Annotated in this window: 25 protein-coding genes and 1 tRNA gene; 10 read left to right on the top strand and 16 right to left on the bottom strand. The window is 70.9% G+C overall.

The features are described 5' to 3' along the window. From AB0917_RS02730 to AB0917_RS02740, 3 genes are all read left to right on the top strand, one after another. On the top strand, positions 1–584 hold a 584-nt coding region (locus tag AB0917_RS02730), incomplete at its 5' end, for a TerD family protein (protein ID WP_366817634.1). A 69-nt stretch (positions 585–653) separates the two neighbouring features. After that, positions 654–1,814 (top strand): DUF475 domain-containing protein, encoded by a 1,161-nt coding sequence (locus AB0917_RS02735; RefSeq protein WP_366817635.1) that lies wholly within the window; start codon positions 654–656, stop codon positions 1,812–1,814. A gap of 155 nt (positions 1,815–1,969) precedes the next feature. Then, on the top strand, positions 1,970–2,704 hold the full coding sequence (locus AB0917_RS02740) for a Tellurium resistance (RefSeq protein WP_366817636.1): 735 nt from the start codon (positions 1,970–1,972) through the stop codon (positions 2,702–2,704). Positions 2,705–2,749: 45 nt separating this feature from the next. On the opposite strand, the gene AB0917_RS02745 is transcribed toward AB0917_RS02740, so the two are convergent. Beyond that, positions 2,750–3,682, bottom strand: a complete 933-nt coding sequence (locus tag AB0917_RS02745) for a TerD family protein (protein WP_366817637.1) — start codon at positions 3,680–3,682, stop codon at positions 2,750–2,752. Between the two features lie 233 nt (positions 3,683–3,915). On the opposite strand from AB0917_RS02745, the gene AB0917_RS02750 reads away from it, so the two are divergent. The 4 genes from AB0917_RS02750 to AB0917_RS02765 all read left to right on the top strand — a co-directional run bounded on the left by AB0917_RS02750 (position 3,916) and on the right by AB0917_RS02765 (position 9,247). Further along, positions 3,916–5,088: an HpcH/HpaI aldolase/citrate lyase family protein gene (locus AB0917_RS02750; protein ID WP_366817638.1), complete on the top strand. Its 1,173-nt coding sequence runs from the start codon at positions 3,916–3,918 to the stop codon at positions 5,086–5,088. Positions 5,089–5,098: 10 nt separating this feature from the next. Further along, positions 5,099–7,660 (top strand): phosphoribosyltransferase, encoded by a 2,562-nt coding sequence (locus AB0917_RS02755; protein WP_366817639.1) that lies wholly within the window; start codon positions 5,099–5,101, stop codon positions 7,658–7,660. Next, positions 7,657–8,490: an HAD family hydrolase gene (locus AB0917_RS02760; RefSeq protein ID WP_366817640.1), complete on the top strand. Its 834-nt coding sequence runs from the start codon at positions 7,657–7,659 to the stop codon at positions 8,488–8,490. The genes AB0917_RS02755 and AB0917_RS02760 overlap by 4 nt, the downstream gene beginning before the upstream one ends. A gap of 97 nt (positions 8,491–8,587) precedes the next feature. Then, the gene (locus AB0917_RS02765; protein WP_366817641.1) at positions 8,588–9,247 is read left to right on the top strand and encodes a class I SAM-dependent methyltransferase; all 660 of its coding nucleotides are present in this window, start codon (positions 8,588–8,590) and stop codon (positions 9,245–9,247) included. Positions 9,248–9,344: 97 nt separating this feature from the next. On the opposite strand, the gene AB0917_RS02770 is transcribed toward AB0917_RS02765, so the two are convergent. The 3 genes from AB0917_RS02770 to AB0917_RS02780 all read right to left on the bottom strand — a co-directional run bounded on the left by AB0917_RS02770 (position 9,345) and on the right by AB0917_RS02780 (position 12,100). Continuing rightward, positions 9,345–9,566, bottom strand: coding sequence for a zinc ribbon domain-containing protein (locus AB0917_RS02770; protein WP_366817642.1), 222 nt, complete (start codon positions 9,564–9,566; stop codon positions 9,345–9,347). Between the two features lie 56 nt (positions 9,567–9,622). Next, positions 9,623–11,020 (bottom strand): hypothetical protein, encoded by a 1,398-nt coding sequence (locus AB0917_RS02775; protein ID WP_366817736.1) that lies wholly within the window; start codon positions 11,018–11,020, stop codon positions 9,623–9,625. Between the two features lie 279 nt (positions 11,021–11,299). Next, on the bottom strand, positions 11,300–12,100 hold the full coding sequence (locus AB0917_RS02780) for a DUF4097 family beta strand repeat-containing protein (RefSeq protein WP_366817643.1): 801 nt from the start codon (positions 12,098–12,100) through the stop codon (positions 11,300–11,302). Positions 12,101–12,295: 195 nt separating this feature from the next. Between AB0917_RS02780 and AB0917_RS02785 the strand changes: the two genes are divergently transcribed. After that, positions 12,296–12,370, top strand: a tRNA-Val gene (locus AB0917_RS02785). Between the two features lie 68 nt (positions 12,371–12,438). On the opposite strand, the gene AB0917_RS02790 is transcribed toward AB0917_RS02785, so the two are convergent. The 12 genes from AB0917_RS02790 to AB0917_RS02845 all read right to left on the bottom strand — a co-directional run bounded on the left by AB0917_RS02790 (position 12,439) and on the right by AB0917_RS02845 (position 20,034). Next, positions 12,439–13,596, bottom strand: a complete 1,158-nt coding sequence (locus AB0917_RS02790; RefSeq protein ID WP_366817644.1) for a site-specific integrase — start codon at positions 13,594–13,596, stop codon at positions 12,439–12,441. Continuing rightward, the gene (locus AB0917_RS02795; protein WP_093693932.1) at positions 13,596–13,784 is read right to left on the bottom strand and encodes a helix-turn-helix domain-containing protein; all 189 of its coding nucleotides are present in this window, start codon (positions 13,782–13,784) and stop codon (positions 13,596–13,598) included. Before AB0917_RS02795 ends, AB0917_RS02790 begins: the two co-directional genes overlap by 1 nt. Continuing rightward, a complete protein-coding gene (gene repSA, locus AB0917_RS02800; RefSeq protein WP_366817645.1) occupies positions 13,781–15,193 on the bottom strand; it encodes a replication initiator protein RepSA in 1,413 nt (470 codons plus the stop codon). The genes AB0917_RS02795 and repSA overlap by 4 nt, the downstream gene beginning before the upstream one ends. Further along, positions 15,190–16,269 carry a DNA cytosine methyltransferase gene (locus AB0917_RS02805; protein WP_366817646.1) on the bottom strand — a complete coding sequence of 360 codons (1,080 nt, stop codon included), beginning with the start codon at positions 16,267–16,269 and terminating at the stop codon, positions 15,190–15,192. Before AB0917_RS02805 ends, repSA begins: the two co-directional genes overlap by 4 nt. Continuing rightward, entirely contained in the window at positions 16,266–16,466 is a 201-nt protein-coding gene (locus AB0917_RS02810) for a hypothetical protein (RefSeq protein WP_366817647.1), read from the bottom strand. Before AB0917_RS02810 ends, AB0917_RS02805 begins: the two co-directional genes overlap by 4 nt. Positions 16,467–16,471: 5 nt before the next feature. Beyond that, on the bottom strand, positions 16,472–16,660 hold the full coding sequence (locus AB0917_RS02815; RefSeq protein WP_366817648.1) for a hypothetical protein: 189 nt from the start codon (positions 16,658–16,660) through the stop codon (positions 16,472–16,474). Positions 16,661–16,752: 92 nt separating this feature from the next. Beyond that, on the bottom strand, positions 16,753–17,088 hold the full coding sequence (locus AB0917_RS02820) for a SpdD protein (RefSeq protein ID WP_366817649.1): 336 nt from the start codon (positions 17,086–17,088) through the stop codon (positions 16,753–16,755). A 15-nt stretch (positions 17,089–17,103) separates the two neighbouring features. Next, positions 17,104–17,292, bottom strand: a complete 189-nt coding sequence (locus AB0917_RS02825) for a mobile element transfer protein (protein ID WP_032784819.1) — start codon at positions 17,290–17,292, stop codon at positions 17,104–17,106. A gap of 20 nt (positions 17,293–17,312) precedes the next feature. Continuing rightward, positions 17,313–17,990, bottom strand: a complete 678-nt coding sequence (locus tag AB0917_RS02830; RefSeq protein WP_366817650.1) for a DUF2637 domain-containing protein — start codon at positions 17,988–17,990, stop codon at positions 17,313–17,315. Between the two features lie 82 nt (positions 17,991–18,072). Next, positions 18,073–18,261, bottom strand: coding sequence for a hypothetical protein (locus AB0917_RS02835; protein WP_086777995.1), 189 nt, complete (start codon positions 18,259–18,261; stop codon positions 18,073–18,075). Positions 18,262–18,346: 85 nt separating this feature from the next. Continuing rightward, entirely contained in the window at positions 18,347–19,699 is a 1,353-nt protein-coding gene (locus AB0917_RS02840; RefSeq protein WP_366817651.1) for an FtsK/SpoIIIE domain-containing protein, read from the bottom strand. Positions 19,700–19,701: 2 nt separating this feature from the next. After that, entirely contained in the window at positions 19,702–20,034 is a 333-nt protein-coding gene (locus AB0917_RS02845; RefSeq protein ID WP_007452857.1) for a hypothetical protein, read from the bottom strand. Positions 20,035–20,173: 139 nt separating this feature from the next. Between AB0917_RS02845 and AB0917_RS02850 the strand changes: the two genes are divergently transcribed. Together AB0917_RS02850 and AB0917_RS02855 are read left to right on the top strand one after the other, a co-directional pair. Beyond that, on the top strand, positions 20,174–21,040 hold the full coding sequence (locus AB0917_RS02850; protein WP_136015596.1) for a GntR family transcriptional regulator: 867 nt from the start codon (positions 20,174–20,176) through the stop codon (positions 21,038–21,040). Further along, positions 21,030–21,728, top strand: a complete 699-nt coding sequence (locus AB0917_RS02855) for an HAD-IA family hydrolase (RefSeq protein ID WP_366817652.1) — start codon at positions 21,030–21,032, stop codon at positions 21,726–21,728. The genes AB0917_RS02850 and AB0917_RS02855 overlap by 11 nt, the downstream gene beginning before the upstream one ends. Positions 21,729–22,010 lie beyond the last annotated feature (282 nt).

Here is a 22,010-nt window from a genome sequence, read left to right on the forward strand (position 1 = left end):
GGACACACAAGGGCGTCACGCTCGCCAAGGGAGGCAATGTCTCCCTCTCCAAGGTCGCACCCAACCTCACGCAGGTGCTGGTCGGGCTCGGCTGGGACGCACGCTCCACCACCGGAGCCGATTTCGACCTCGACGCCAGCGCCCTGCTGTGCCAGTCGGGCCGGGTGCTCGGTGACGAGTGGTTCGTCTTCTACAACAACCTCACCAGCCCCGACGGCTCCGTCGAGCACACCGGTGACAACCTGACGGGTGAGGGCGACGGCGACGACGAGTCGGTCATCGTCCGGCTCGACCAGGTCCCCGCCCACTGCGACAAGATCGTCTTTCCGGTCTCCATCCATGAGGCGGAGAACCGGGGCCAGGCGTTCGGGCAGGTCAGCAACGCCTTCATCCGCGTGGTCAACCAGGCCGACGGCCAGGAGCTGGCGCGGTACGACCTCAGTGAGGACGCCTCGACGGAGACCGCGATGATCTTCGGAGAGCTCTACCGCTATCAGGGTGAGTGGAAATTCCGTGCAGTCGGTCAGGGGTACGCGTCGGGCCTGCGCGGCATCGCTCTAGACTTCGGCGTCAACGTTTCGTAACGCCGCGCACGGCGCGGGGGAGCCCCGTACACACCGGGGGAGACCCTTACATAACACGATGGGGTACCAGTGGTTCTGAAAACCTTCGGCTGGTCGTTCGCGGTTACCGCGCTCGGCCTGGTCGCAGCCTTCTTCTACGGGGGGTGGCACGCCTTCGGTATCGTCGCGATCCTGACGATCCTGGAGATCTCGCTGTCCTTCGACAACGCGGTGATCAACGCCGGAATCCTGAAGAAGATGAATGCCTTCTGGCAGAAGATCTTCCTCACCATCGGCATCCTCATCGCCGTGTTCGGTATGCGGCTGGTCTTCCCCGTCGTGATCGTGGCCGTCAGTGCCCAGCTCGGGCCCATCGAGGCCATCGACCTCTCCTTCAACGACCCCGAGAGGTACAAGGAACTGGTCACGGACGCCCATCCGTCGATCGCCGCCTTCGGTGGCATGTTCCTGTTGATGATCTTCCTCGACTTCATCTTCGAGGAGCGTGACATCCAGTGGCTCCGCTGGATCGAGCGCCCGCTCGCCAAGCTCGGCAAGGTCGACATGCTGTCGGTCTGCGTCGCGCTGATCGTGCTGATGATCACCGCCATGACCTTCGCGACCCAGGCCCACCAGCACGGTGGCGGGCACGTGGACAAGGCGTCGACCGTCATGCTCTCGGGTATCGCGGGTCTGATCACCTACCTCGTCGTCGGCGGGCTCTCCGGATTCTTCGAGGACAAGCTCGAAGAGGAGGAGGAGCGCGAGCACGAGGCCGAGGAAGAGGCCAAGAAGAAGGGCAAGCCCGTCACGGGGGTCGCCCTCGCCGGGAAGGCCGCGTTCTTCCTCTTCCTCTACCTGGAAGTCCTGGACGCCTCCTTCTCGTTCGACGGTGTCATCGGCGCCTTCGCCATCACCAACGAGATCGTGCTGATGGCCCTCGGTCTCGGTATCGGCGCCATGTACGTCCGTTCCCTCACCGTCTACCTGGTCCGCCAGGGCACGCTGGACGACTACGTCTTCCTGGAGCACGGCGCGCACTACGCGATCGGCGCGCTCGCAGGCATTCTGCTGATCACCATCCGGTACGAGATCAACGAGATCATCACCGGCCTGATCGGCGTCGTCCTCATCGGCCTCTCCTTCTGGTCCTCGATCCGCCGCAACAAGTCCATCGCCGCGTTGGGCGGAGGCGGCGGGGACACCGGAGGAAGTCCGGATTCCAAGGCCGAAGTCCGCTCCGGGGTGTGACCCGGTAAGGATTGAGGAACGCTCTCTGCGGGGCGGCCCACACGGCGACGGCTCTCCGGGAACTCCCGGACCCGGCCCGGTGGCCGCCCCGCAGCGGTGTGCGGAGCACGCGACGACAGGCGACAGGCCGACAGGCCGACAGGGTGGGGGTTGGGATGGGTTTCTTCGACGGCCTGTGGCCGGCGCGCGCGGCACAGTTCGACTCGGGCAACGGCACATCGAGCGCCATCCAGCTCTCGAAACGCAATGCCACGGTCTCGCTCAGCAAACAGGGCGCCCTCTCGGGCAACCTGCGGGTCAACCTGTCCTGGCGGATGCGCACCTCGGACATCGAGGGCCGCTCACGCCAGAGCGGCCGGCTCCGGCGCCCCCTCCAGCTCTTCCAGCCCGAGGTGGTCCAGGCGCACACCCAGGGCGTCGTCAACGTCGACCTGGACCTCGGCTGCATGTACGAGCTGAAGGACGGCACCAAGGGGGTCGTACAGCCACTGGGCAACCTGATAGGCGATCTGAACAGCCCGCCCTACATCCGGCTCAGCGGGGACGACCGCTTCGGCGCCCCCTCCGGGGAGACGGTCTACGTCAACCTCGACCAGCGCGACCAGTTCAAGCGGCTGCTGTTCTTCGTCTACATCTACGACCGGACGCCCGCGTTCGACCGTACGCACGCCAAGATCACGCTCTACCCGGGCAACGGCCCCCGGATCGAGATCGAACTGGACGAGCGCGCGCCGCAGGCCCGGTCCTGCGCGGTCTTCACCGTGGAGAACGTCAACGACGAGCTGATCGTGCGGCGCGAGGTGAAGTTCGTCTACGGGTTCCAGTCCGAGCTGGACCGGCTCTACGGCTACGGCATGCAGTGGGGGCGGGGCTACAAGTCCCGGACCTGAGCGGCGCCCCGGCCGTACGGCTGCGCCCCGAGCCGGGGCGTTACCTCAGGACCGGATGAACTGCGGCCCTTGCGGCGGCAGGACGAAGTGCGGGTCGGGCGCGTGCGCGGCGGCCGCCGCCGGCTGCGGATAGCCGTACGCGGGCGGCGCACCGGCCCCCTGCGGGTAGCCGTACGCGGGCTGGGCGACGCCCGCGACAGGCTGCGGCGCGGGCACGGGCGGCATGGCCGGGGGCGCGACGGGCTGCGGATAGCCGTAGGCGGGCTGCCGGTGCAGGACCGTGGCCTGGGAGTCCGGGTCCGGCGCGGAGGCCGCGTGCGCGGGGGCGGCGGGATCGGCGGTGGCGTGCGCGGGAGCGGCGGCCGGCTGCGCGGGCGCCTGGGCGGCCCCGGCCGGCTCCTGCGCCCCGCCCTCGCCCGCGGCCTCCGAATCGTCGACCGAGATCCCGAAGGCGGTGGCAAGACCGATCAGCCCGGTCGGATAGCCCTGGCCGACCGCCCGGAACTTCCACCCCTCGCCGCGCCGGTAGAGCTCCCCGCAGATGATCGCGGTCTCCTCCCCGGTCTCCGGCCGCACATCGAAGACGGCCAGCGGATCCCCGTCGGCGAACGCGGCATCGAAGAGGAGTATCCGCAGGTCCGGCACCTGCTCGAAGGCGGCACCGTCGGACGAGGCGGCAATGACCACCTGGTCCACCGACGCGTCGAGCGCGCCGAGATCCGCCTCGATCGTGTCCGTGAGCCCCTCGGAGACACTGCGCTTCGGCAGCCGCCGGACCAGCCCGGAGGGGTGGCGCGGCTGGTTGTAGAAGACGAAGTCCTCGTCGGACCGCACACGACCCGATGCGCCGAGCAGCAGGGCGGAGGCGTCCACATCGGGCACGTCGGCCCCCGGCGTCCAGCGCAGCACGGCCCGTACGGCCACGGCGTCGACCGGGACGTTCGAGCCCTTCAGCATCGTGTGCGTCATGGGCGTCATCCTGCCTGCTGGCGGCACGTGCGGACAACGCGGGGGCGGCAAAGACCGTGCCCTGTCGCGCCGGCACCGGGCTCGGGAGCGCGAAGAAGGGGGCCGGACGGTACCGCGCGGAGAGGCCGGGCGGAGGGTGGATAACCGGCTGTTCATGTACATCGGGAACTGTCGGCACTCGTCCGCACGTACTATTACCGGCCATACGTTGTCAGGCCGGTCAGGCAGTTCGGGGGAAACTCATGCGTCACTTCGGGTATATGTCGCCCGCTGCCCGGGAGGGCCTGTTCTTCCGGGAGCCGTGCGAGTTCGACGCGGCCTCGCCCGCGAGCCTGCTCTCCGTCGCCCTGGGCGCCACGCTCTACTCCCCGGCCACCCGGCCCGCGCTGGCCGACGATGTGATGAAGCAGGCCGGGCGTGGCGTCGTCTCCATGGTGCTGTGCCTGGAGGACTCGATCGACGACGCCGAGGTGGTCGGCGCCGAGGCCAACCTGGTCAGGCAGTTCGCGGACCTCGCCGAACGGGACACCACCGGCGCCGGGCTGCCGCTCCTCTTCGTCCGGGTCCGCGAACCGGGCCAGATCACCGACCTGGTGAACCGGCTCGGCCCCTCGGTCCGGACGTTGTCCGGTTTTGTACTTCCCAAATTCACCGAGGAGCGCGGAACCCTCTTCCTGGAGGCCCTGACGGAAGCCGAAGCGGCCTGCGGGCAGCGGCTGTTCGCCATGCCCGTCCTCGAATCGCCCGAGCTGCTCCACCTGGAGACGCGCGGCGAGGTCCTCCAGGGAATCGCGCGCTCCGTCGACAAGTACCGGGACCGGGTGCTCGCCCTGCGGCTCGGCGTCACCGACTTCTGCTCGGCCTACGGACTGCGCCGCGCGCCCGACATGACGGCGTACGACGTCCAGATCGTCGGCTCCGTGATCGCCGACGTGGTCAACGTGCTGGGCCGGGCCGACGGCACCGGCTTCACGATCACCGGCCCGGTCTGGGAGTACTTCCGCCGCCAGGAGCGCATGTTCAAGCCCCAGCTGCGTCGCAGCCCCTTCCTCGAGGGCAGCGCCGAGGAGCTGCGTACGGCCCTCATCGAGCACGACCTCGACGGCCTGCTGCGGGAGATCGAGCTCGACCGCGCCAACGGGCTGCTCGGCAAGACCTGCATCCACCCGTCGCACGTGGCACCCGTCCACGCGCTCTCCGTGGTCAGCCACGAGGAGTTCACCGACGCGCAGGACATCCTGCGGCCCGAGCGCGGGGGCGGCGGGGTGCTGCGCTCCGCGTACACGAACAAGATGAACGAAGTGAAGCCCCACCGGGCCTGGGCCGAGCGCACCCTCCTGCGGGCCGAGGTCTTCGGGGTGGCGGGCGAGGACGTCGGCTTCGTGGACCTGCTGGCCGCCGGCCTGGCGAAGTGAGCGCGCACCGATGAGCGGGCGCGCGAGGAGAGAAGAGACGGTGGACGTGGTGTGGTCGGGTAACTGGGTGGCCGAGCGGCTGGGCGTGGCCCTGGAGGGCGACGGGGAGCTCCAGGAGCTGCTGGGCCTCGCCCTGCGCCGCAACCCCAAGCGGGCCCACCTGCTCGTCTCCAACGTGCTGGGCAAGCATGTGCCCCAGCACCCCTCCGTCGTGTACGGAGCCGGGTACGGGCTCGGCGAGCGCGTACGGGCCCTCCTCGGCGAGCGGGACGCCCGCCGCGCGGTCGTCCTCGGGTACGCGGAGACGGCCACTGGCCTCGGCCACGCCGTCGCGGACGGCCTGCGGGAGGCCCCGTACCTCCACTCCACCCGGCGGCCGGTCGCGGGCGTTGCGCAGGCGGGCGGCTTCGAGGAGGCCCACTCGCACGCCACCTCGCACCTGCTGCTGCCGGAGGACCCCCAGCTGCTGGCGGGGGGCGCCGACGCCTCGGTGCTGGTGCTGGTCGACGACGAGTTCTCCACCGGCAACACCGTGCTCAACACCATCCGCGCGCTGCACGAGGCGCACCCGCGCGAGCGGTACGTCATCGTCGCGCTGGTCGACATGCGCTCGGCGGGGGACCGGGACCGGCTGACCGCCTTCGCCGCCGAGATCGGCGCCCGCGTCGACCTGGTGACCCGCTCCACGGGCACGGTCACGCTCCCCGAAGGCGTACTGGAACGGGGCCAGGCCCTGGTCGCGGAGCAGGAGGCGGAGCAGGCACAGGAGGCGGCGCAGGCGGGGCCGGCCGAGCAGGCGGGGCCGGGCGGGGAGGCCGTCGCAGGTGCTGCCCCCGCCCCGGCCACCCGGGTCGACGTGGGCTGGCCCGCAGGCGTCCCGGACGGCGGCCGGCACGGCTTCACCCCGGCCCACCGGGCGGCGCTCGAAGCGGCGCTCCCGGGCATGGCGGAGCGGATCGCCGCCGCGCTGGGCGACGAGGCCCGCCGGGGCCGCGTACTCGTCCTCGGCTTCGAGGAGCTGATGTACGCGCCGCTGCGCCTGGGTACCGCGCTGGAGGCCGCGCTCGGGGCCGACGCCGAGGTCCGCTACTCCACCACCACCCGCTCCCCGGTCCTCGCCGTCGACGACCCCGGCTACGCGATACGCACCCGCCTGGTCTTCCCGGCCCACGACGACCCGGCGGACGGCCCCGGCGACCGGTACGCCTACAACGTGGCGGGAGCGGGCTTCGACGCGGTGGTCGCCGTCGTCGACTCCACCGCCGACACCCCCGAACTGCACGCCCCCGACGGCCTGCTGGCCCGCCTGGCGGCCCACACCGGCCACGTCCTCCTCGCCGTCGTCCCCTCGTACGCCCCCGCACCCGCCCCCCACCACGAGCAGGAGCCCGCCGTGCTGCCCGAGCCCCTGAGAGGCCCCGACTTCTCCAGTTACGCGCCCGAGGACGTCGGCTGGCTGCTCCAGGACCTCTCGCACACCGCGCTGGAGGCGCCCACCGAGGAGCGCGAGGAGGCGATCCAGAGCGGTGGCGCGCACTACGCCGAGTCGCTGCCCGTCGAGTACCAGCCGAGCGCCGAGTACCAGGCCCTGTTCACGGCCGCCCTGGACGCCTCCGCCGCGCGCATCGCCCGTGCGGTGGGCACCGTCACCGAGACGGTCCTCGCCGAACGGGGCCCGCGCCCGGTCCTCGTCTCGCTCGCCCGCGCCGGAACGCCGGTCGGGGTGCTGATGCGCCACTGGGCCCGCCACCGGCACGGCCTGGACCTGCCGCACTACGCCATCTCCATCGTCCGGGGCCGGGGCATCGACGCCACCGCCCTGCGCTGGCTGGCCGCCCACCACGACCCGGCCGACGTGGTCTTCGTCGACGGCTGGACCGGCAAGGGCGCGATCACCCGCGAACTGGCGGCGGCCATCGAGGAGTTCGAGGCATCCGGCGGACCCGGCGGCTCGAAGGGGGCGGCCGGCTTCGACCCGGAGATCGCGGTGCTCGCCGACCCGGGCGGCTGCGTGCGGACGTACGGCACCCGCGAGGACTTCCTGATCCCCTCGGCCTGCCTCAACTCCACGGTCTCCGGCCTCATCTCCCGTACGGTGCTCCGCGCCGACCTGGTCGGTCCCGACGACTTCCACGGCGCGAAGTTCTACCGCGAGCTGGCCGAGTCCGACGTCTCCGGCGCCTTCCTGGCGGCGGTGGCCGCGCGGTTCGAGGAGGTGGCGGGGGAAGTCGACGCGGAGACCAAGGAGTTGCTCGCCGCCGACCGGGCCCCGACCTGGGAGGGCTGGGCCGCCGTGGAGCGGATCAGCGAGGAGTACGGCATCGGCGACGTCAACCTGGTCAAGCCGGGCGTCGGCGAGACCACCCGGGTCCTGCTGCGCCGGGTCCCCTGGAAGATCCTCGCCAAGCGCGGCGCGGGCGCGGACCTGACCCACATCCGGCTGCTGGCCGAGCAGCGCGGCGTCCCGGTCGAGGAGGTCGACGACCTCCCGTACAGCTGTGTCGGTCTGATCCACCCCCGGTTCACCCGGGGCGCGACGGGCGCGGACGGCAAGGCGGTGACGGGCGCATGAGCACGACCCCCGCACCGGACGGCGCCGTCACGCTGGTGGCGAGCGACCTGGACCGCACCCTCATCTACTCGGCGGCGGCGCTCGACCTGTCGATGCCGGACGCGGAGGCCCCCCGGCTCCTCTGCGTCGAGGTGTACGGCCACAAGCCCCTCTCGTACATGACGGAGACGGCCGCCGCCCTCCTCACCGACGTGGCCGGCTCCACGGTCTTCGTCCCCACCACCACCCGCACCCGCGAGCAGTACCACCGCATCCACCTCCCCGGCCCCGCCCCCCGGTACGCGATCTGCGCCAACGGCGGGCACATCCTCGTCGACGGGGTCTCCGACCGGGACTGGCAGGCCCAGGTGGAGGCCCGTATCGCCGACGAGTGCGCACCCCTCACCGAGATCCGCGCCCACCTCGCGACCACCGCCGACCCGGCCTGGCTGCTCAAGGAACGGGTGGCCGAGAACCTCTTCGCCTACCTGGTCGTCGAGCGCTCCCTGCTGCCCGAGCAGTGGGTGAAGGAGCTGGCGGTGTGGGCGCGGGAGCGCGGCTGGACGGTCTCCCTCCAGGGCCGCAAGATCTACGCGGTCCCGGTGCCGCTCACCAAGAGCGCCGCCATGAACGAGGTCGCCCGCCGCACCGGCGCCACCCGCACGCTGGCCGCCGGCGACTCCCTCCTCGACGCCGACCTGCTGCTCGCCGCCGACCTGGGCTGGCGCCCCGGCCACGGCGAACTGGCCGAGAGCGACTGGCGCGCGCCGCACGTCGTGGCGTTGCGGGAGCGGGGCGGGGCGGCGGGGGAGGAGATCCTGCGCCGGTTCCTGGCGGCCTCGGCCGCGTGAGTTCCGCTGCCGGCGGGCGCGCGGTGCGCGAAGCTGGGGGCAGAGCGCGGCGGACGGACGCGGCGCCACTTCACGACCACGAGGGAAGCGCACCCGCATGACCAAGGGCAACGAGACCACGATCACCGACGAGCTGTACGCGTACATGCTGGCCCACAACCCGCCGCTGGACCCGGTCCAGCGGGAGCTGGTGGAGACCACGTACACCCGCTTCCCCGACCACGCGGGCATGGTGTCGGCCGAGGAGCAGGCCCCGCTGCTCGCCTTCCTCGTCCGGCTGGTGGGTGCGCGGCATGTGGTGGAGGTCGGCACGTTCACCGGGTTCAGCGCCCTGGCGATGGCCCAGGCGCTGCCCGCCGACGGCACGCTGATCGCCTGCGACGTCTCGGAGGAGTGGACGGCGTACGGCCGTGAGGCCTGGGAGAAGGCGGGCGTCGCGGACCGGATCGACCTGCGCATCGCCCCGGCCCTGGACACCCTGCGCGCGATGCCCGCCGAGCCCCACATCGACTTCGCCTACCTGGACGCGGACAAGGGCGGCTACATCGCGTACTGGGAGGAGCTGGTGCCCCGGATGCGGCAGGGCGGTGTCATCGCCGTGGACAACGTGCTCTTCCACGGCGGTGTCACCGACCCGCAGGCGACCGGGTCGACGGCGGCGATCAAGGAGTTCAACGACCATGTGACCGCCGACGCCCGGATGGACAGCGTGCTGCTGGCGGTCTCGGACGGCCTGACGCTCTCCCGCAAGAGGTAACGCGAGCGCTCGCTCACATGGCTTCGTTCACATGGTTTCGTTCACGTGGCTTGGCTTACGTGGCTTCGCGTGCGTGGCTTCGTTCACGTGGCCGGGCTCAGCCGCAGCAACCGCCGCCGCAGCAGCCTCCGCCGCCACCGCCGCCACCGGACGGTGCGGGTGCGGAGGCGGCGGTGCCGCCCACGGCCACGGTGGAGAGCAGCTTGACGGTGTCGTCGTGGCCTGCGGGGCAGGAGGCCGGGTCCGAGGACCGGGCCATGGGGCGGCTGAGTTCGAACGTGTCGCCGCAGGTGCGGCAGCGGAATTCATAGCGAGGCATGGCCCCAGGCTAGAGCCATCGGGGGCCGACGGCTACGGGCCTGGGGCCGTACGGGATCAGGCCCCGGCGCCGCGTTCGTCGCGGATGTCGGAGACGACCCGGGCGGCGGTCTGCCGCACGGCCTCGGTCTCGGTCAGGAAGTGCCAGTAGTCGGGGTGGCGGCCCTCCAGACCGGCGATGGCCCGGTCCAGCCGGGCCACGGAGTCGTCCAGCGGCCGGGCGTGCCGGGGATCGGGCGTGTGCCGGCCGGCCATGGCGAGGCGCTGCGCGTCCCGTACGGCGAACCGCGTCCGCTCGATCTCCTGCTGTGGGTCCTTCGCCACGGCGTCCAGCCGCTGCAACCGGTCCCCGGCGGCGGAGACCGCCTCGTCGACCGCGTTGAGCAGGGCGCGGACCGTGGACAGCCGGGACGTGGCATCCGCCCAGTGCTGCTCGGCGCGGGCCTTCGCCGCCTCCGCGAGCTTCTCCTCGGCCTGCGCCACGTTGACGGCGGCCTGCTCCGGCACCGACTGGAGGTCCTGCCAGCAGGCGGCCGAGAAGCGCCGCCGCAGCTCGCTGAGGACCGGCTCCACCGAACTCGTCCGGGTCGTCAGGGCCTGGGCGCGGGTCCGCAGCGACACCAGCCGCCGGTCGATCTCGGCGGCCCGCTCCGGCAGCCGCTCCGCCTCGGCCCGCAGGGCCTCCGCGTCCCGCAGCACCACATCGGCCCGCTGGAGCGTCTCGGCGACACCGTGCTTGCCCGCGCCCTGGTTCAGCTTGGTCAGCTCCGGGGCGAGGGCGGCGAGCCGAGCCGCGAGCTCATCGGCGCGCAGCCCCGCCGCCCGTACGGCATCGAGCGCGTTGCTCGCGCCGAGCAGCGCCTGCCGAGCCCGCTCCACGGCGGGGGCGAGCCGGGCGAGCTGGGTCTCGGCACTGCCCAGCAGCGTCCCGAGCCCCTGCCCGAACCGGTCCAGCTCGCCCTTGACCTGGACGAGATCGTCCTTGGCGCGGGTCAGCTCGGCGCGGGCGCGGGAGGCGACGGAGGGCTCCAGGTCGTCCCGGTCCAGGTCGTGGGCGTCGACGGCGGTGATGTAGGCGTGGCTGACGTCGTCGATCCGCCGCCCCAGGGCGGCGAAGTCCTCCGCCGCCTTGCGTCCACGGGGGGAGTTGTCGACGGCGTTGATCGTCTCGATGGAGATCTGGAGATCACGCTGGGCGGTGTCCAGCTCGTAGAAGGCCTCGGCGGCCGCGTCCCTGGCCGCCTGGGCCTCGGCGCGCTGGCTCTCCCCACGCCCGCCGAACCACCGCCGCGTACCGCCCCCGGCGAAGGCGGCGGGCAGCGTGGCGACGAGCAGAGGCACGGGCAGCAGCACGAGGGCCAGAACATCCCGGACCCCCTGACCTGCCGGCTTTTGCTGATTGCGCTGAGCGGCCCCGCCCCGGCTCTCCCGGTCGGGCTGCGCACCCTCGTCCAGGCTCCCTGCGGCTCGCTGCGCGCGCCCGCCCCGGCTTCCCTGATCTCGCCGCACGCCCCCGCCCCGGCTCTCCCGGTCGGGCTGCGCGCTGACGTCCCGGCTCTCCGGGGCTCGCCGCGCGCGGCGTTCATCCCGGGCGCCGGAAACGCTCTCGACGGCGGAACTCCCACCCGCTCCTGCCTCTGGCCGCGTGTGCGTCGCCGTCACATCCCTCTCCCGTATGGTTCCGCCCCTGCCCGATACATTCTCCCATCAGGTAAGGACGAACACACGGGCCCGTTAGTTCGCGGTTCGCACCTTCACTTCCCCGTTGTCGCTGCGGGCCTTCACGACATGGGCGCTGCTGTCGCTGCGCGGCACTCCGATGTTGACCTCGCCGTTGTCAGCGCTCGCGTTCACCGCGTACTTCTCTCCGCCCTGCGGCAGATCGATGACGATGCTCCCGTTGTCGCTCACGGTGTCCACCAGATCGGGCACGCTGCTGAACCCCAGCCGGATCTCCCCGTTGTCCGCACGGGCGACCACGGACTTGGTGCCTATCCGCTCGGCGATGACGGAACCGTTGTCGCTCTTGAGGTCGAGCGGCCCGCCGGAGTCGCGTACGACGATGTCGCCGTTGTCGGCGGAGAGCCGCAGCGGGGTGTCGAACCCGACCGCGGTGACCCGGCCGTTGTCCGCGTCGGCCGCCACGGTCACCCCGCGGGGCACCTTCACCTCGTGGCGCGCGGCACAGTTGTTGATCATGGCGTCGCACTTCACCCGGAGCGTCAGGGTGTCGTCCTTCATGCTCCAGACGGGATCGGGCCCACTGCCCAGGAAGACCCATCCGTCGACCTGCCGCTCCACCTCGACCTCCTTCACATCGGCCGGCACGAGCGTGACGGTCGAGTCCTCGGCGTCGATGGTCAGCGTCTTCCCCGCCAACGCGAACGACTTGCGCTCCACAGGGGCGTCATCGACGTCGGCGCTCCCGCACCCGGTGAGGGCCAGCGCGAACAGCGCGGCCCCGCTCCCCACGGCGATGACCCGGCCGGGGAACCTGCTGCGCTTGCGGGTCGGTGCGCTGGTACGGATGTTCACGGTGATCGGTCCCCCAGGAGGTACAGCCGGACGGTGTCACCGGTCCTCGCTGCCGGTGTACTGCAAACCGTATGCACCGGGGCCCCTGCGGGGGCATCCGGGCGGCTACCGTCTCGGGGGTGGGGTTATCCCCCCCACCCCCGGATCGGTTTATGAGCAGGGGGCCCGGTCCATGTACGCTGTTGCCTCATCCACGGGTGCGTAGCTCAGGGGTAGAGCGCTGCTCTTACAAAGCAGATGTCGGCGGTTCGAAACCGTCCGCGCCCACCAGCACAAAGACCCCCAGCCGATCATGGCTGGGGGTCTTTGACATCCACCTCTGACATCAACGGGCGCGGTCACCCACGGTCGGGCCGCTGCCGCTTCAACATCCGGTCGAGGTGACTCACGGCCTCGCGCTGCGTGTCCTGCACGACGTGGGCATAGATGTTCATCGTGACGGCGATCTGACTGTGCCCGAGGATCTCCATCACGACACGGGGAGCGACCCCGGCGGCGGTGAGCAGGGTCGCGCAGCCGTGGCGGGCATCGTGCAGCCGGATCACACGAAGCCCGGCGGTGCCCGCGACCCGGGTGAACGAGCGGTACAGGTTGCGCGGCTCAATCGGCCGGCCGGAGCGGGTGGTGAACACGTAGCCGGTCTCCTCCCACTGATCACCGGCAGCCTCACGCAGGGCCGCTTGCCTTAGACGTTCCCAGCGGAGCGGGGCCACGCACAGGGCGGGCAGGGGAAGCGTCTGCTTCCTGCGACGCCCCTTGGGATCGTCCTCGTACGCCTCACCGCGGACACGCTGCCGCTGAGTGCGGACCCGGATCTCCCGCTTGTCGAGGTCCACGTTCTCCCACCGAAGGCCCACGATCTCCCCACGACGGAAGCCGAGCGCGATGGCGAGGACGAAAGCCGCGTAGAGCGGGTCCTTCCGGGCGGAGGTGAGGAAGGACAGGGTCTCGTCCAACGACCAGGGGGAAAGATCCCGCGCCACTGCCGAGGGTGGTTCCACGAGGGTCGCCACGTTCCGCATGACAAGTTCCTCCCGGCAAGCCGCCGTCAGCGCCGTACGCAGGACGCGGTGGGACTCCTTGGCGGTCGCCGCGGTGGTCTGCTGCTCCAGCCGTACCAGGAAGCGCCGGACGTCAGCGACGCTCAACGATTCGAGGCGCTTCGAGCCGAGCATGGGCACGAGGTAGAGGCGGATGTGCGTCTCGTACTTCGCGTAGGTCGTGCGCTTGCGGCGCGGCTTGATGATGTTCTCCAGCCAGTAGGGCAGCCACTCGGAGAGCTTGGCCGACCGCGTGGGCACGGGTACTCCCTGGTCCACCTTGGCGAGCAGGTCACGGCGCTTGGCGTCGCATTCGGCCCAGGTCTTGCCGTAGGCGAACTTGCGGGCGCGAGTGCCGTCCGGCTGGAGGACGTAGACCGCTGCTTGATAGCGGCCGTCCTTGCGCTTGGTGATGGTGCCCGCGCCGTTGGGGTTGCGCTTGCGCTGGGGAGGCATCAGGCGGCTTCCTCGATCTCGTTGACGATGAAGTCCCGTACGGCGTCGGCGGGGATACGCCGGGCCCGGCCGATGGTGATGGAGGTCAGTCGGCGGGAGCGGATCAGGTCGTAGACGGTGGAGCGTCCGAGCTTCAGCCGCGCCATGACCTCGGGCACGGTGAGGAGTTCGGCGGTTGCGGTGGTCACGATGCGGCTCCTTCCAGAGCGAGTTGGTCTTGCAGTGCGGCGCGGTGTTCGCGGGCGGTTTCGCGGTTGTGTTGGATGTCGCGGTGGATGTTGGCGGCGAGCCAGGATTCGCCGGGGGTGTGGCCGTTGCCGGCGTAGGCCCAGTGCGCGAGCGTGAGCGTGGTGGCCTCCGGGTGGTCGTCCGGGTCGGGGAGGCCGAGGGCGGCGCGTTGTTCGGCGGCGCGGTAGTCGGCGCGGACCTGTCGGAGGGCGCCGAGGGTGGTGGAGTAGGCGCGGGATTTGGTGGAGAAGTGGCCGCGGAAGCCGAGCATGTGGGCCCAGTCGCGGAGCTTGCGTTCCGGGTAGGCGTGATGCAGGTCCAGGCACGCTTCGATCAGCCGGCGCGGGTGCTCGGGCACGTCGAGGAGAACGAGGGCTTCCTTGTTCCCGACGCGGTGGTCGACGGTCCCGGTGGTCTCGGCGGCTTTGGTGGCGTATTTGGCGACGTAGGAGGCGACGGCCTGTTCGGTGAGGTCTTCGCCGTTGCCGAACGCGCCGATGGGCTGCACGTCGAGTTGCGTGCCCCACCGCAGCGTCCACCCCTTGTGGATTCCGGCTTCCGGGTTGGCCGGCACGTCGACTGCGACGCGGGCGGCGGCGGCGCGGATCGCGTCGTCCAGCAGGTCGAGGGTGGCCCAGGCCGGGGGCGCGGTGTCCGGCCCTTCAGGTCCGTCGAAGCGGATCACAGCATGGAAGTGGACGGCTCCGCGCTTCTGGTACTCCGCGACCTTCCCGAAGGACACCTTGGACTGCTGGCGGGCTTCCTTCTGGGTGAGTCCGGCACGCTTGGCGATTTCGCGGCGGAGGTAGATCGTGAAGTAGCGCCAGAGGTCGGAGGCGTGGTTGTTCCACAGCACCGCTCCCGCGTAGTCGTACGTGCTGGGGTCGAGCGGCGTGCCCAACTCCGGGGCGTTCTCAGCGTGCCGGACACCGCAACGGCAGGACCGGGTGCCGGGCCGGTTGTGGACCGGGCCGAACGAGGGGGCCGTCAGGGTGGCGAAGACCCGGGGGTGATCCCGGATCGTGGTCGGGGTGCCCTTGTCGGGGTCGCCGGTGAGTCCGGCGCGGATGAGGTGGTAGGTGTCGCCGGCGTAGGTCCAGGCGCAGGCGGGGCAGCGGGAGGCGCGGCGGTTGCCGCAGGCGATCCGCAGGCGGCCGCCGGGCTCGGTGTCGGTCGAGTAGTGGTGCAGGACCGTGCCCGTGCTGCGGTCGACGGTTTTGGTGGCTCCGGTGAGGTGGATGGGCTGGGAGCAGCCTCCGGTGCGGCGGAGTTGTTCGGTGAGGCGGTCGAAGCCGGGAGACCCGACCACCCTCAGCAGATCGCCCAGGGTGGCCGGGTCCAGGCCCGCCATGGTGGCGGTGTCACTCACGCGGCCACCTCCAGATCAGCGGTGGCGGTGGTGCCGAGGCCGGTGAGGATGGCGGTGGCCAGGGGCGGGGGTACGGCGTTGCCGATCTGCTCGAACTGCTTGGTCCGCGACCCCTGCCACGGGTAGTCGGCGGGGAAGCCCTGGAGGACGGCCGCTTCTGTTGCGGCGAGCCGGCGGACGGCGGTGCCGTGGTCGTCGTACCAGGAGACGTCGTTGAGGCAGTGGCCGAACAGGAGGGTGGGGGCGGGGCGGTCGAGGGTGCGGCGGGTGGAGCGGGGGCGGTTGCCGACGCGCAGGGTCCAGGAGCGTGCCCTACCGGTGAGAGCCCAGGCGGGGGCGGTGGTGGAGAAGCGGGTACCGCCGGAGGTGTGGTTGCCCCGGGTGATGACGTCTCCCGCGGGGCAGCCGATCGCCTCGCCCATGGACACCCAGGGCAGCCTGCCCGGTCCGAAGAGGGTTTCCGGTTGGGCGGTCTCGGCGTGGGTGGGCTCGGGCGGGGTGGCGGTGCGGGTGCGGGAGGCCATCAGCACGGCACGCCGGCGGGTCTGGGGAACGCCATGGTTGGCGGCGTTGAGGATGCCGACCCACGTTGAGTAGCCACGGGTGCGGAGGATGCGGGCGGTGTGCTCGAAGAGGGGCTGTGCCGCGGGGACTTCTTCCAGGGCGATCCACTCGGGGTGGAGGTCAAGGGCGTAGCGCAGCGGTTCGGCGACCAGGAGGGAGCGGGGGTCGGTGCAGGCGGTGCGCAGGAGGGGGCGGGTGTCGGTGGAGCGGGCGAGGTCGTCCAGGGCCTGGTGGCACAGGTGCATGTCGTCGTGTCCGGCACCGAGGCCGGCGCTGCTGAAGGGCTGGCACGGGGCCGACCCGATCAGCCCGACCACCTTCCCGACCAGGGGCGCGGTGGGGTAGGCGGCGACGTCGGTACGGATCGTGAGGTGACCGGCCGCCCGGCGGGTAGCGCACGCAGCCGTGTCGATCTCCAACCCGATCTCCCGGACACCCAGGGCGCGTAATCCCTGGGACCAGCCACCGGGGCCGGCGAACAGGTCCAGCACACGAGGGGCGTGGGTGGTCATCGACCTGCACCCCCGTCGCGGTGAGCCGCACCGTGGTTCGCGGTGTAGCCCTCGACCAGGGCACGAACCTGGCTGTCCCCGGTGGCGGTTGCGGAGGCTCCGCAGTGGCAGACGGCCGAGCCGGTCGCGGGGGCCTTCGGGGATGGCTTGCTGACGTGGAGACCGGGGCGGTCCGGGGTCGGAGTCAGGTCGGCCACGGCGCTCAGGCCCCGATCCGAGTGTGGGCGCGGGCGGCGGGGGCGGTGGTGTGGCCGGTGCCGCGGCAGGCGGGGCAGTGGGCGGTGATGGTCTGGCGCTGCCCGTCGGGGGTGGTCTGGCCGGTGGTGATGGTGACGGTGGGGAATCCGTCGCAGTGGCCGCAGATCGGCCGGGGCGGGGTGTGCTGGGGCATGATGGGATCTCCCTTTCGGGTCCGTTGGATCTGGAAGTGGTGGGCACCCGGGGCGGCGGAAACTTGGCGGTGGAAGCCGCCCCGGGGGCCGGTTAGCGGTTGTTCGGGCGGTTGAGCAGCGAGCGCAGGACCACGGCGCACACGGCGACCGAGGCGGCGGTGATCGCGGTGGCCAGGAGCATCGAGACCAGGACCGTCCCGACGACCAGGACCACGGCGGTCCCGCCGGCGGCGGCGACGAGCAGCGAGCCCGGGGTGAACCGCACAGCCGGCCGGGCGGGCGCAGCAGCCGGAACCGGTGCCGTGGGTGTGGCGGGGGTGTGGTGGCAGGTGCAGGCCGGGGGGTGCACGAGGCCGGTGAGCGGCGGGACCAGGGACGTGCCGGGGGTGGGCGCGGTGTCCGGGGGCGGGATCTTCGGGGTGAACACGGGTGGGACCTCCTGTCAGGGGTTGCAGCGGTGGGTGCGGGCGGCGAGTTCGGCGGCGGCGCGGCCGTGGTAGTCGGCGGAGAAGTCGCAGCCGGGGGCGGTGCAGGCGGTGACGTGCTTGGTGCGGCCCCGGCCGTCGTAGTGGGTGCCGACCTGAACGGGGCCTATGCGGAGCACGTTCGTGAAGCGGTTCGGACGCGGCATGACGTGAACCTCCTTGTGGGTTAGACGAGTTGGGCGGTGATGGCGTCTGCGAGGGGTGCGGGGACGCCGAGGCGGGCGCGCAGGGTGGCGGCGTCGATCCGGGCACCGGTCGCGGTCTGGTGGGCGTCGGCCAGCTTCCGGGCGTGGTCGAGCAGCGCCGGCGGAACAGCCGCAGGGGCAGGAGCCGGAACAGGCACCGGGGCAGGTTCGGCGGCCGGTGCCGGCGGGAGTTCCGGAGCCGGGTCGGGAGCCCGTTCCACCGTCACGTCCGGGACCGGTTCGGCGGCCGGGGCAGCCGGCGTTGCGGCAGCCGGGACGGGGTCCGGGTCGGCGGGCGCGGTGGTGGGGGCGTGGACGAGGAGGGTTCCGCCGAGGAAGGCGAGGGCGGGCCAGCCGGCGACGAGGATGCGCAGCCAGGCCGGAACGTCGCCCAGGTCGAGGAGTCCGGCGGTGGCAACGTTCGCACCGAGCGATGCGGCCAGGGCGATGACGAACCAGGCCCAAGCGGCGCGGTTGTCGGCGGTCGTGCGCATGCGCCGCCAGGCAGCGACAAGCAGCAGGTCCACGCTGACCGGGTAGGCCCAGGCTTTCCAGCCGTCCTGACCTGCCGCCTCAGCCAGGTCATGCAGGTGAGCGAAGGACAGGGCACCGGCGATCACGGCCTGGACGAGGACCGCGTCGATACGGATGCGGGACACAGGGGTTCACCTCCTTACAGGGGTGGGCCGGTGACGGGCGGGGAACGGGGCCGCCGCCGGGCACCGGAGCGAGGAGGGACGGTCAGGCGTCCGGGGCGAGGCCGGAGCCGAGGCAGTTGAGGCAGAGGCCGTCCTGCTGGCCGACCGGGCGGCGCTTGCGGCCCACGCGGACCGTGGCGGCGACCATCCCGGACCCGTCGCACGGCGAACAGACGACCGGCGCGGGCGGGGTGTTCTTCGGAGGCTTGGTGGTGGTCCGTCGGGTGGCCATGGCAGTGGTGCCTTCCGGTTTCGGGCATGGGCGGGGTAGGGACCTGACGTGAGGCGGTCACGCCGACCGGGCGGAGCAGGGGTTGTTACTCGGTGACCGGGCGCGGCTTCAACAGCGGCATGGCCGGTGCCGGCGCGGCGGGAACGACCGGGCGGAACGGCGCGAGAGCGGCGAGGTGCGGGGTTAGGTGGGCGTACTCCCGGCAGACCGCGACGGCTTGGGCGGGAGTCATGGCGGGGGTGCGGATGCGGGACCAGCCGCCGGAGGAGTCTCCGGCCACGGCGACGCCGGGGCGGTCCGGGGGGATGGTGGTGGCGGCGAAGACGGCTTCGGGGGCGATGTCTCCGAGGGCCATTTCGGCGGTCTGCTTGTCGTTGACTCGGTGTACCACCCGGCCGGTGAGCTGGGCGCGCAGGGCGGTGGCGCCCTTGCCGAGGTCGGAGCCGAAGCGCTGCCCGCACACCTCCAGGAAGATCCCCACCGCGCGGGCCATCTGCGCGAGCCGGATCATGCGCATCACCATCCGGTCCCGCCGTTCCTCGTCCTTCTTCGCGGCGACGAGGAACAGTTCCGCCACCTCATCGACCAGGACCACCAACGGCACCGGCCGCACCGCAGAGGGCAGGTCCCACATGTCCGGGACACCATGAGAGCTGAGGAGGTCGAAGCGCTCTTCCATCTCGCCCACGAGGGCTTCCAGGAGACCGTCAGCCTCATCGGGGGTGATGGCCAGGGCGGAGAGGCGGGGCGCGTAGCCACGCTGTTCGACACCGCGCTTGCAGTCGATCCCGACCAGGCCGACCGGGAGCTTCGCCAGTCCGGAGATGAGGTTGCGCTGATACATCGACTTGCCCGACTGGTTCGCGCCGACCGTCAGGGCGTGCGGGATCTTCTGGTAGTCCCGGACGAACGCGGTGCCGTCCTCCCGCAGAGCGACCGGGACGACCAGCGGGCCGGCGGTGAGCTTGCGGGGCAGGCGGCGGGGCATCTTCACCCGGCGGAGGACGTCATAGCCGGTCATGCGCAGTTCCACGAACCCCGGCTTCACCTCCACCACATGCACCGAGTGGACGCCCCAGGCGTGCCGGAGGCGTTCGCCGGCAGCGGCGACGTCTGCGGGTTCCAGGCCGGCGGGGAGACGTAGGGTCGCCCGCATACCGGTGGACGAGTAGCGGACCCGGCGGACCTGCGGGGGGACCGGCTGGACGTCCTGACGGCGGGCGACGTTGCGGACCATGAATGCCCGCAGGCGGGACGGCTGGACCGTCAGCCCGCACACATCCATCGTCGCCCGATACGTGAGCGTGAACCGGACCCGGGCGACCGGGGCACCGACCAGCGACCAGAAGACCCGAGGAGAGCGGGCCTTCGCGTAACCGAGGCCACCGGCAGCCGATAAAGCCCCCGCAACCTCGATCACCGTGGACACGTCCGACATGATCAGGCCCCCAGCGGGGTCACAGCGACCGCGCGGAAGCTGATCCCGTGCCGGGTCTGGCCGTTGAACGTGTTCTCCCAGTCCCGGGCCTTGAGCCCGACCACCGTGACCGGGGTACCGGGGGCCAGATTCTCCGGGACACCCGTGTTCGGCACGGTCACCTGGTAGAGGTTGCCCTCACCCTCGTCCGCGACCAGCAGACCCACCGTCGCGAGCGGGGCACCGGTCTCCCGGTCGATCGCGATCTCACCGGTCTGCTTGCTCACGAGCTTCGGCGTCGGAGGCGTCGCCACGAACACGACAGCGGTCGAAACATCGATCTTGAAGGACGGCATGGGATTGCTCCTCTGGCAGAGGTGACTGACTTGGCTAGCCTTCTTGGCTGCATGACCAACGTAGGCAACATGGCTAGTCATGTCAACACCTGGCTATCCTGGCTGTCCCAATGTCTGAGCTTCCGCGTACCATCGCTTCATGACTTTCGTCCCCGATCCCCTCGACCCAGACGACGACCGACCGCCCTATGAGCAGGTGGCAAGCAGCCTCGGGGCGGCGATCAGGACACGGAAGATCGCCCCAGGCGAGAAGCTTCCGTCGCAGAAGGAGTTGACGGAGCACTACGGCTTCGCGCGCGCGACTATCCAGCGTGCTCTGCGGGATCTCGAAGACGAGGGGTTGGTGGTCTCCCGCAAGGGCAGCGGAGTCTTCGTCCGCAACCGAACGGAACGGCCGGCGGGGCTCCGTCCCTATGTCGAGCAGGCGTTCGCCGCCGCCGACGTCACCATCGACTTCGCAGGGTTCTCCAGCGAGACCCTGCACGGTGCGCTGCAAGAGCCGTTGGACAAGATCCGTATTGGAAGGCTAACGCCCTCCAGCATCAAGGTCCGCATCCTCGTCCCAGATATGGCGGTTCCCCAAGCTGCCCCGGTCCGCCGCGAGGACTGCGGTGACGACGAACGGCTCCGCTTGCGGATGCACGAGATCATGACCGGCTATGCGCGCAGCATCCGCGACTCAATGGCCGAGCTGAGTCACCTGGGCCTAGTCCCTGACACGAGCGTCGATGTCCGGGTGCACAGCGGCACGCAGTTCTTCAAGCTGTACGTGATCAACGGGGCAGATGCCTTCTTCGGGTATTACCCGATCAAGCCCAACAAGGTCGTGGCCCAGGGTGCGCCCGTCGAAATTTACGACCTCGTCGGGAAGGACACGGTTCTCTTCCATCACTCCGTGAACGACGGTGAATCGTCCAGCGGTACGCAGCAGGTCCAGCAGGCCAGCATGTGGTTCGACAGCGTGTGGAACACCATCGCGAGGGGATTCGATCTTGATGGACACTGAAGACCTGAACGCGGTACTCGCCGGAGCATCGGTGGTGCTGTTCGACTTCGACGGCCCTATCTGCGACGTGTTCGCGGGACGCCCGGCGGACCAGGTTGCAAGGGATCTCGCCAAGCTTGCAGCCGAAGGAAACCCGGAGCTGGAAGAGAAGCTGTCCGGCATCGATGACCCTCTGGAGGTCTTGCGGCTGACGCACGAAGCGGATGATGCCGTTGGACTCGAAATCGAGAGGGCGCTCACTGCAGCCGAGGTGGAGGCCGTAGGGGTGGCCGGCGAACCGGTTTCCGGAGCCGTTGCTTCTCTGGAGGCAGTGCGAGCGTCTGGAAGGGGGGTGGCGGTGGTGAGCAACAACTCTGGCGAGGCCGTCCGGGCATTCCTTGATCGACACGGGTTGTCAGATCAGGTGCTCACGATCGTTGGACGGCCCGAGGGGCATCCGGAGCTGATGAAGCCGAACCCTCACTCGCTGATCGCAGCGGCTGAACATCTGGACGTTGACGTTTCCTTGTGCACCTTGATCGGTGACTCGCTTACGGACATCCAGGCCGCCCATGCGATCGGCAGTGCAGCCGTCGGCTTCGCCAACAAGCCGCATAAGCATCAACTCTTCGTCGAGGCAGGGGCCGAAGCGGTTACCGACTCCATGCACGCCATCGCCCATGTGATCAGCCCCCAGCCGGGCACCTGACTACTGGCGTCGCCTGGAGTTGTTACAGGTTTCTCTACCTCATCAAGGCACCCGGCTGCGCTCCGCTCCGCCGGGCGCGCTTCCCGGCTCTGGCTGCGCCCGCGCTCCTGCCTTCGGCCCGCTCGGCGCTGCCGCCGCCGACGCGCGCCCGCTGTGGATAGGCCCGTGGGGCATGAGTCGAGAACCAAGCCCGCGGCTTCAAGAGGATGCCTCCGGCGGGGGCGCTCAGACTCCGGGATGGACGGGGCACCGTTCGCGAGTGCCGGCCGGAGTAGGGCGAGC

The organism is Streptomyces sp. NPDC007346 (assembly GCF_040703535.1).
GTDB lineage: Bacteria > Actinomycetota > Actinomycetes > Streptomycetales > Streptomycetaceae > Streptomyces.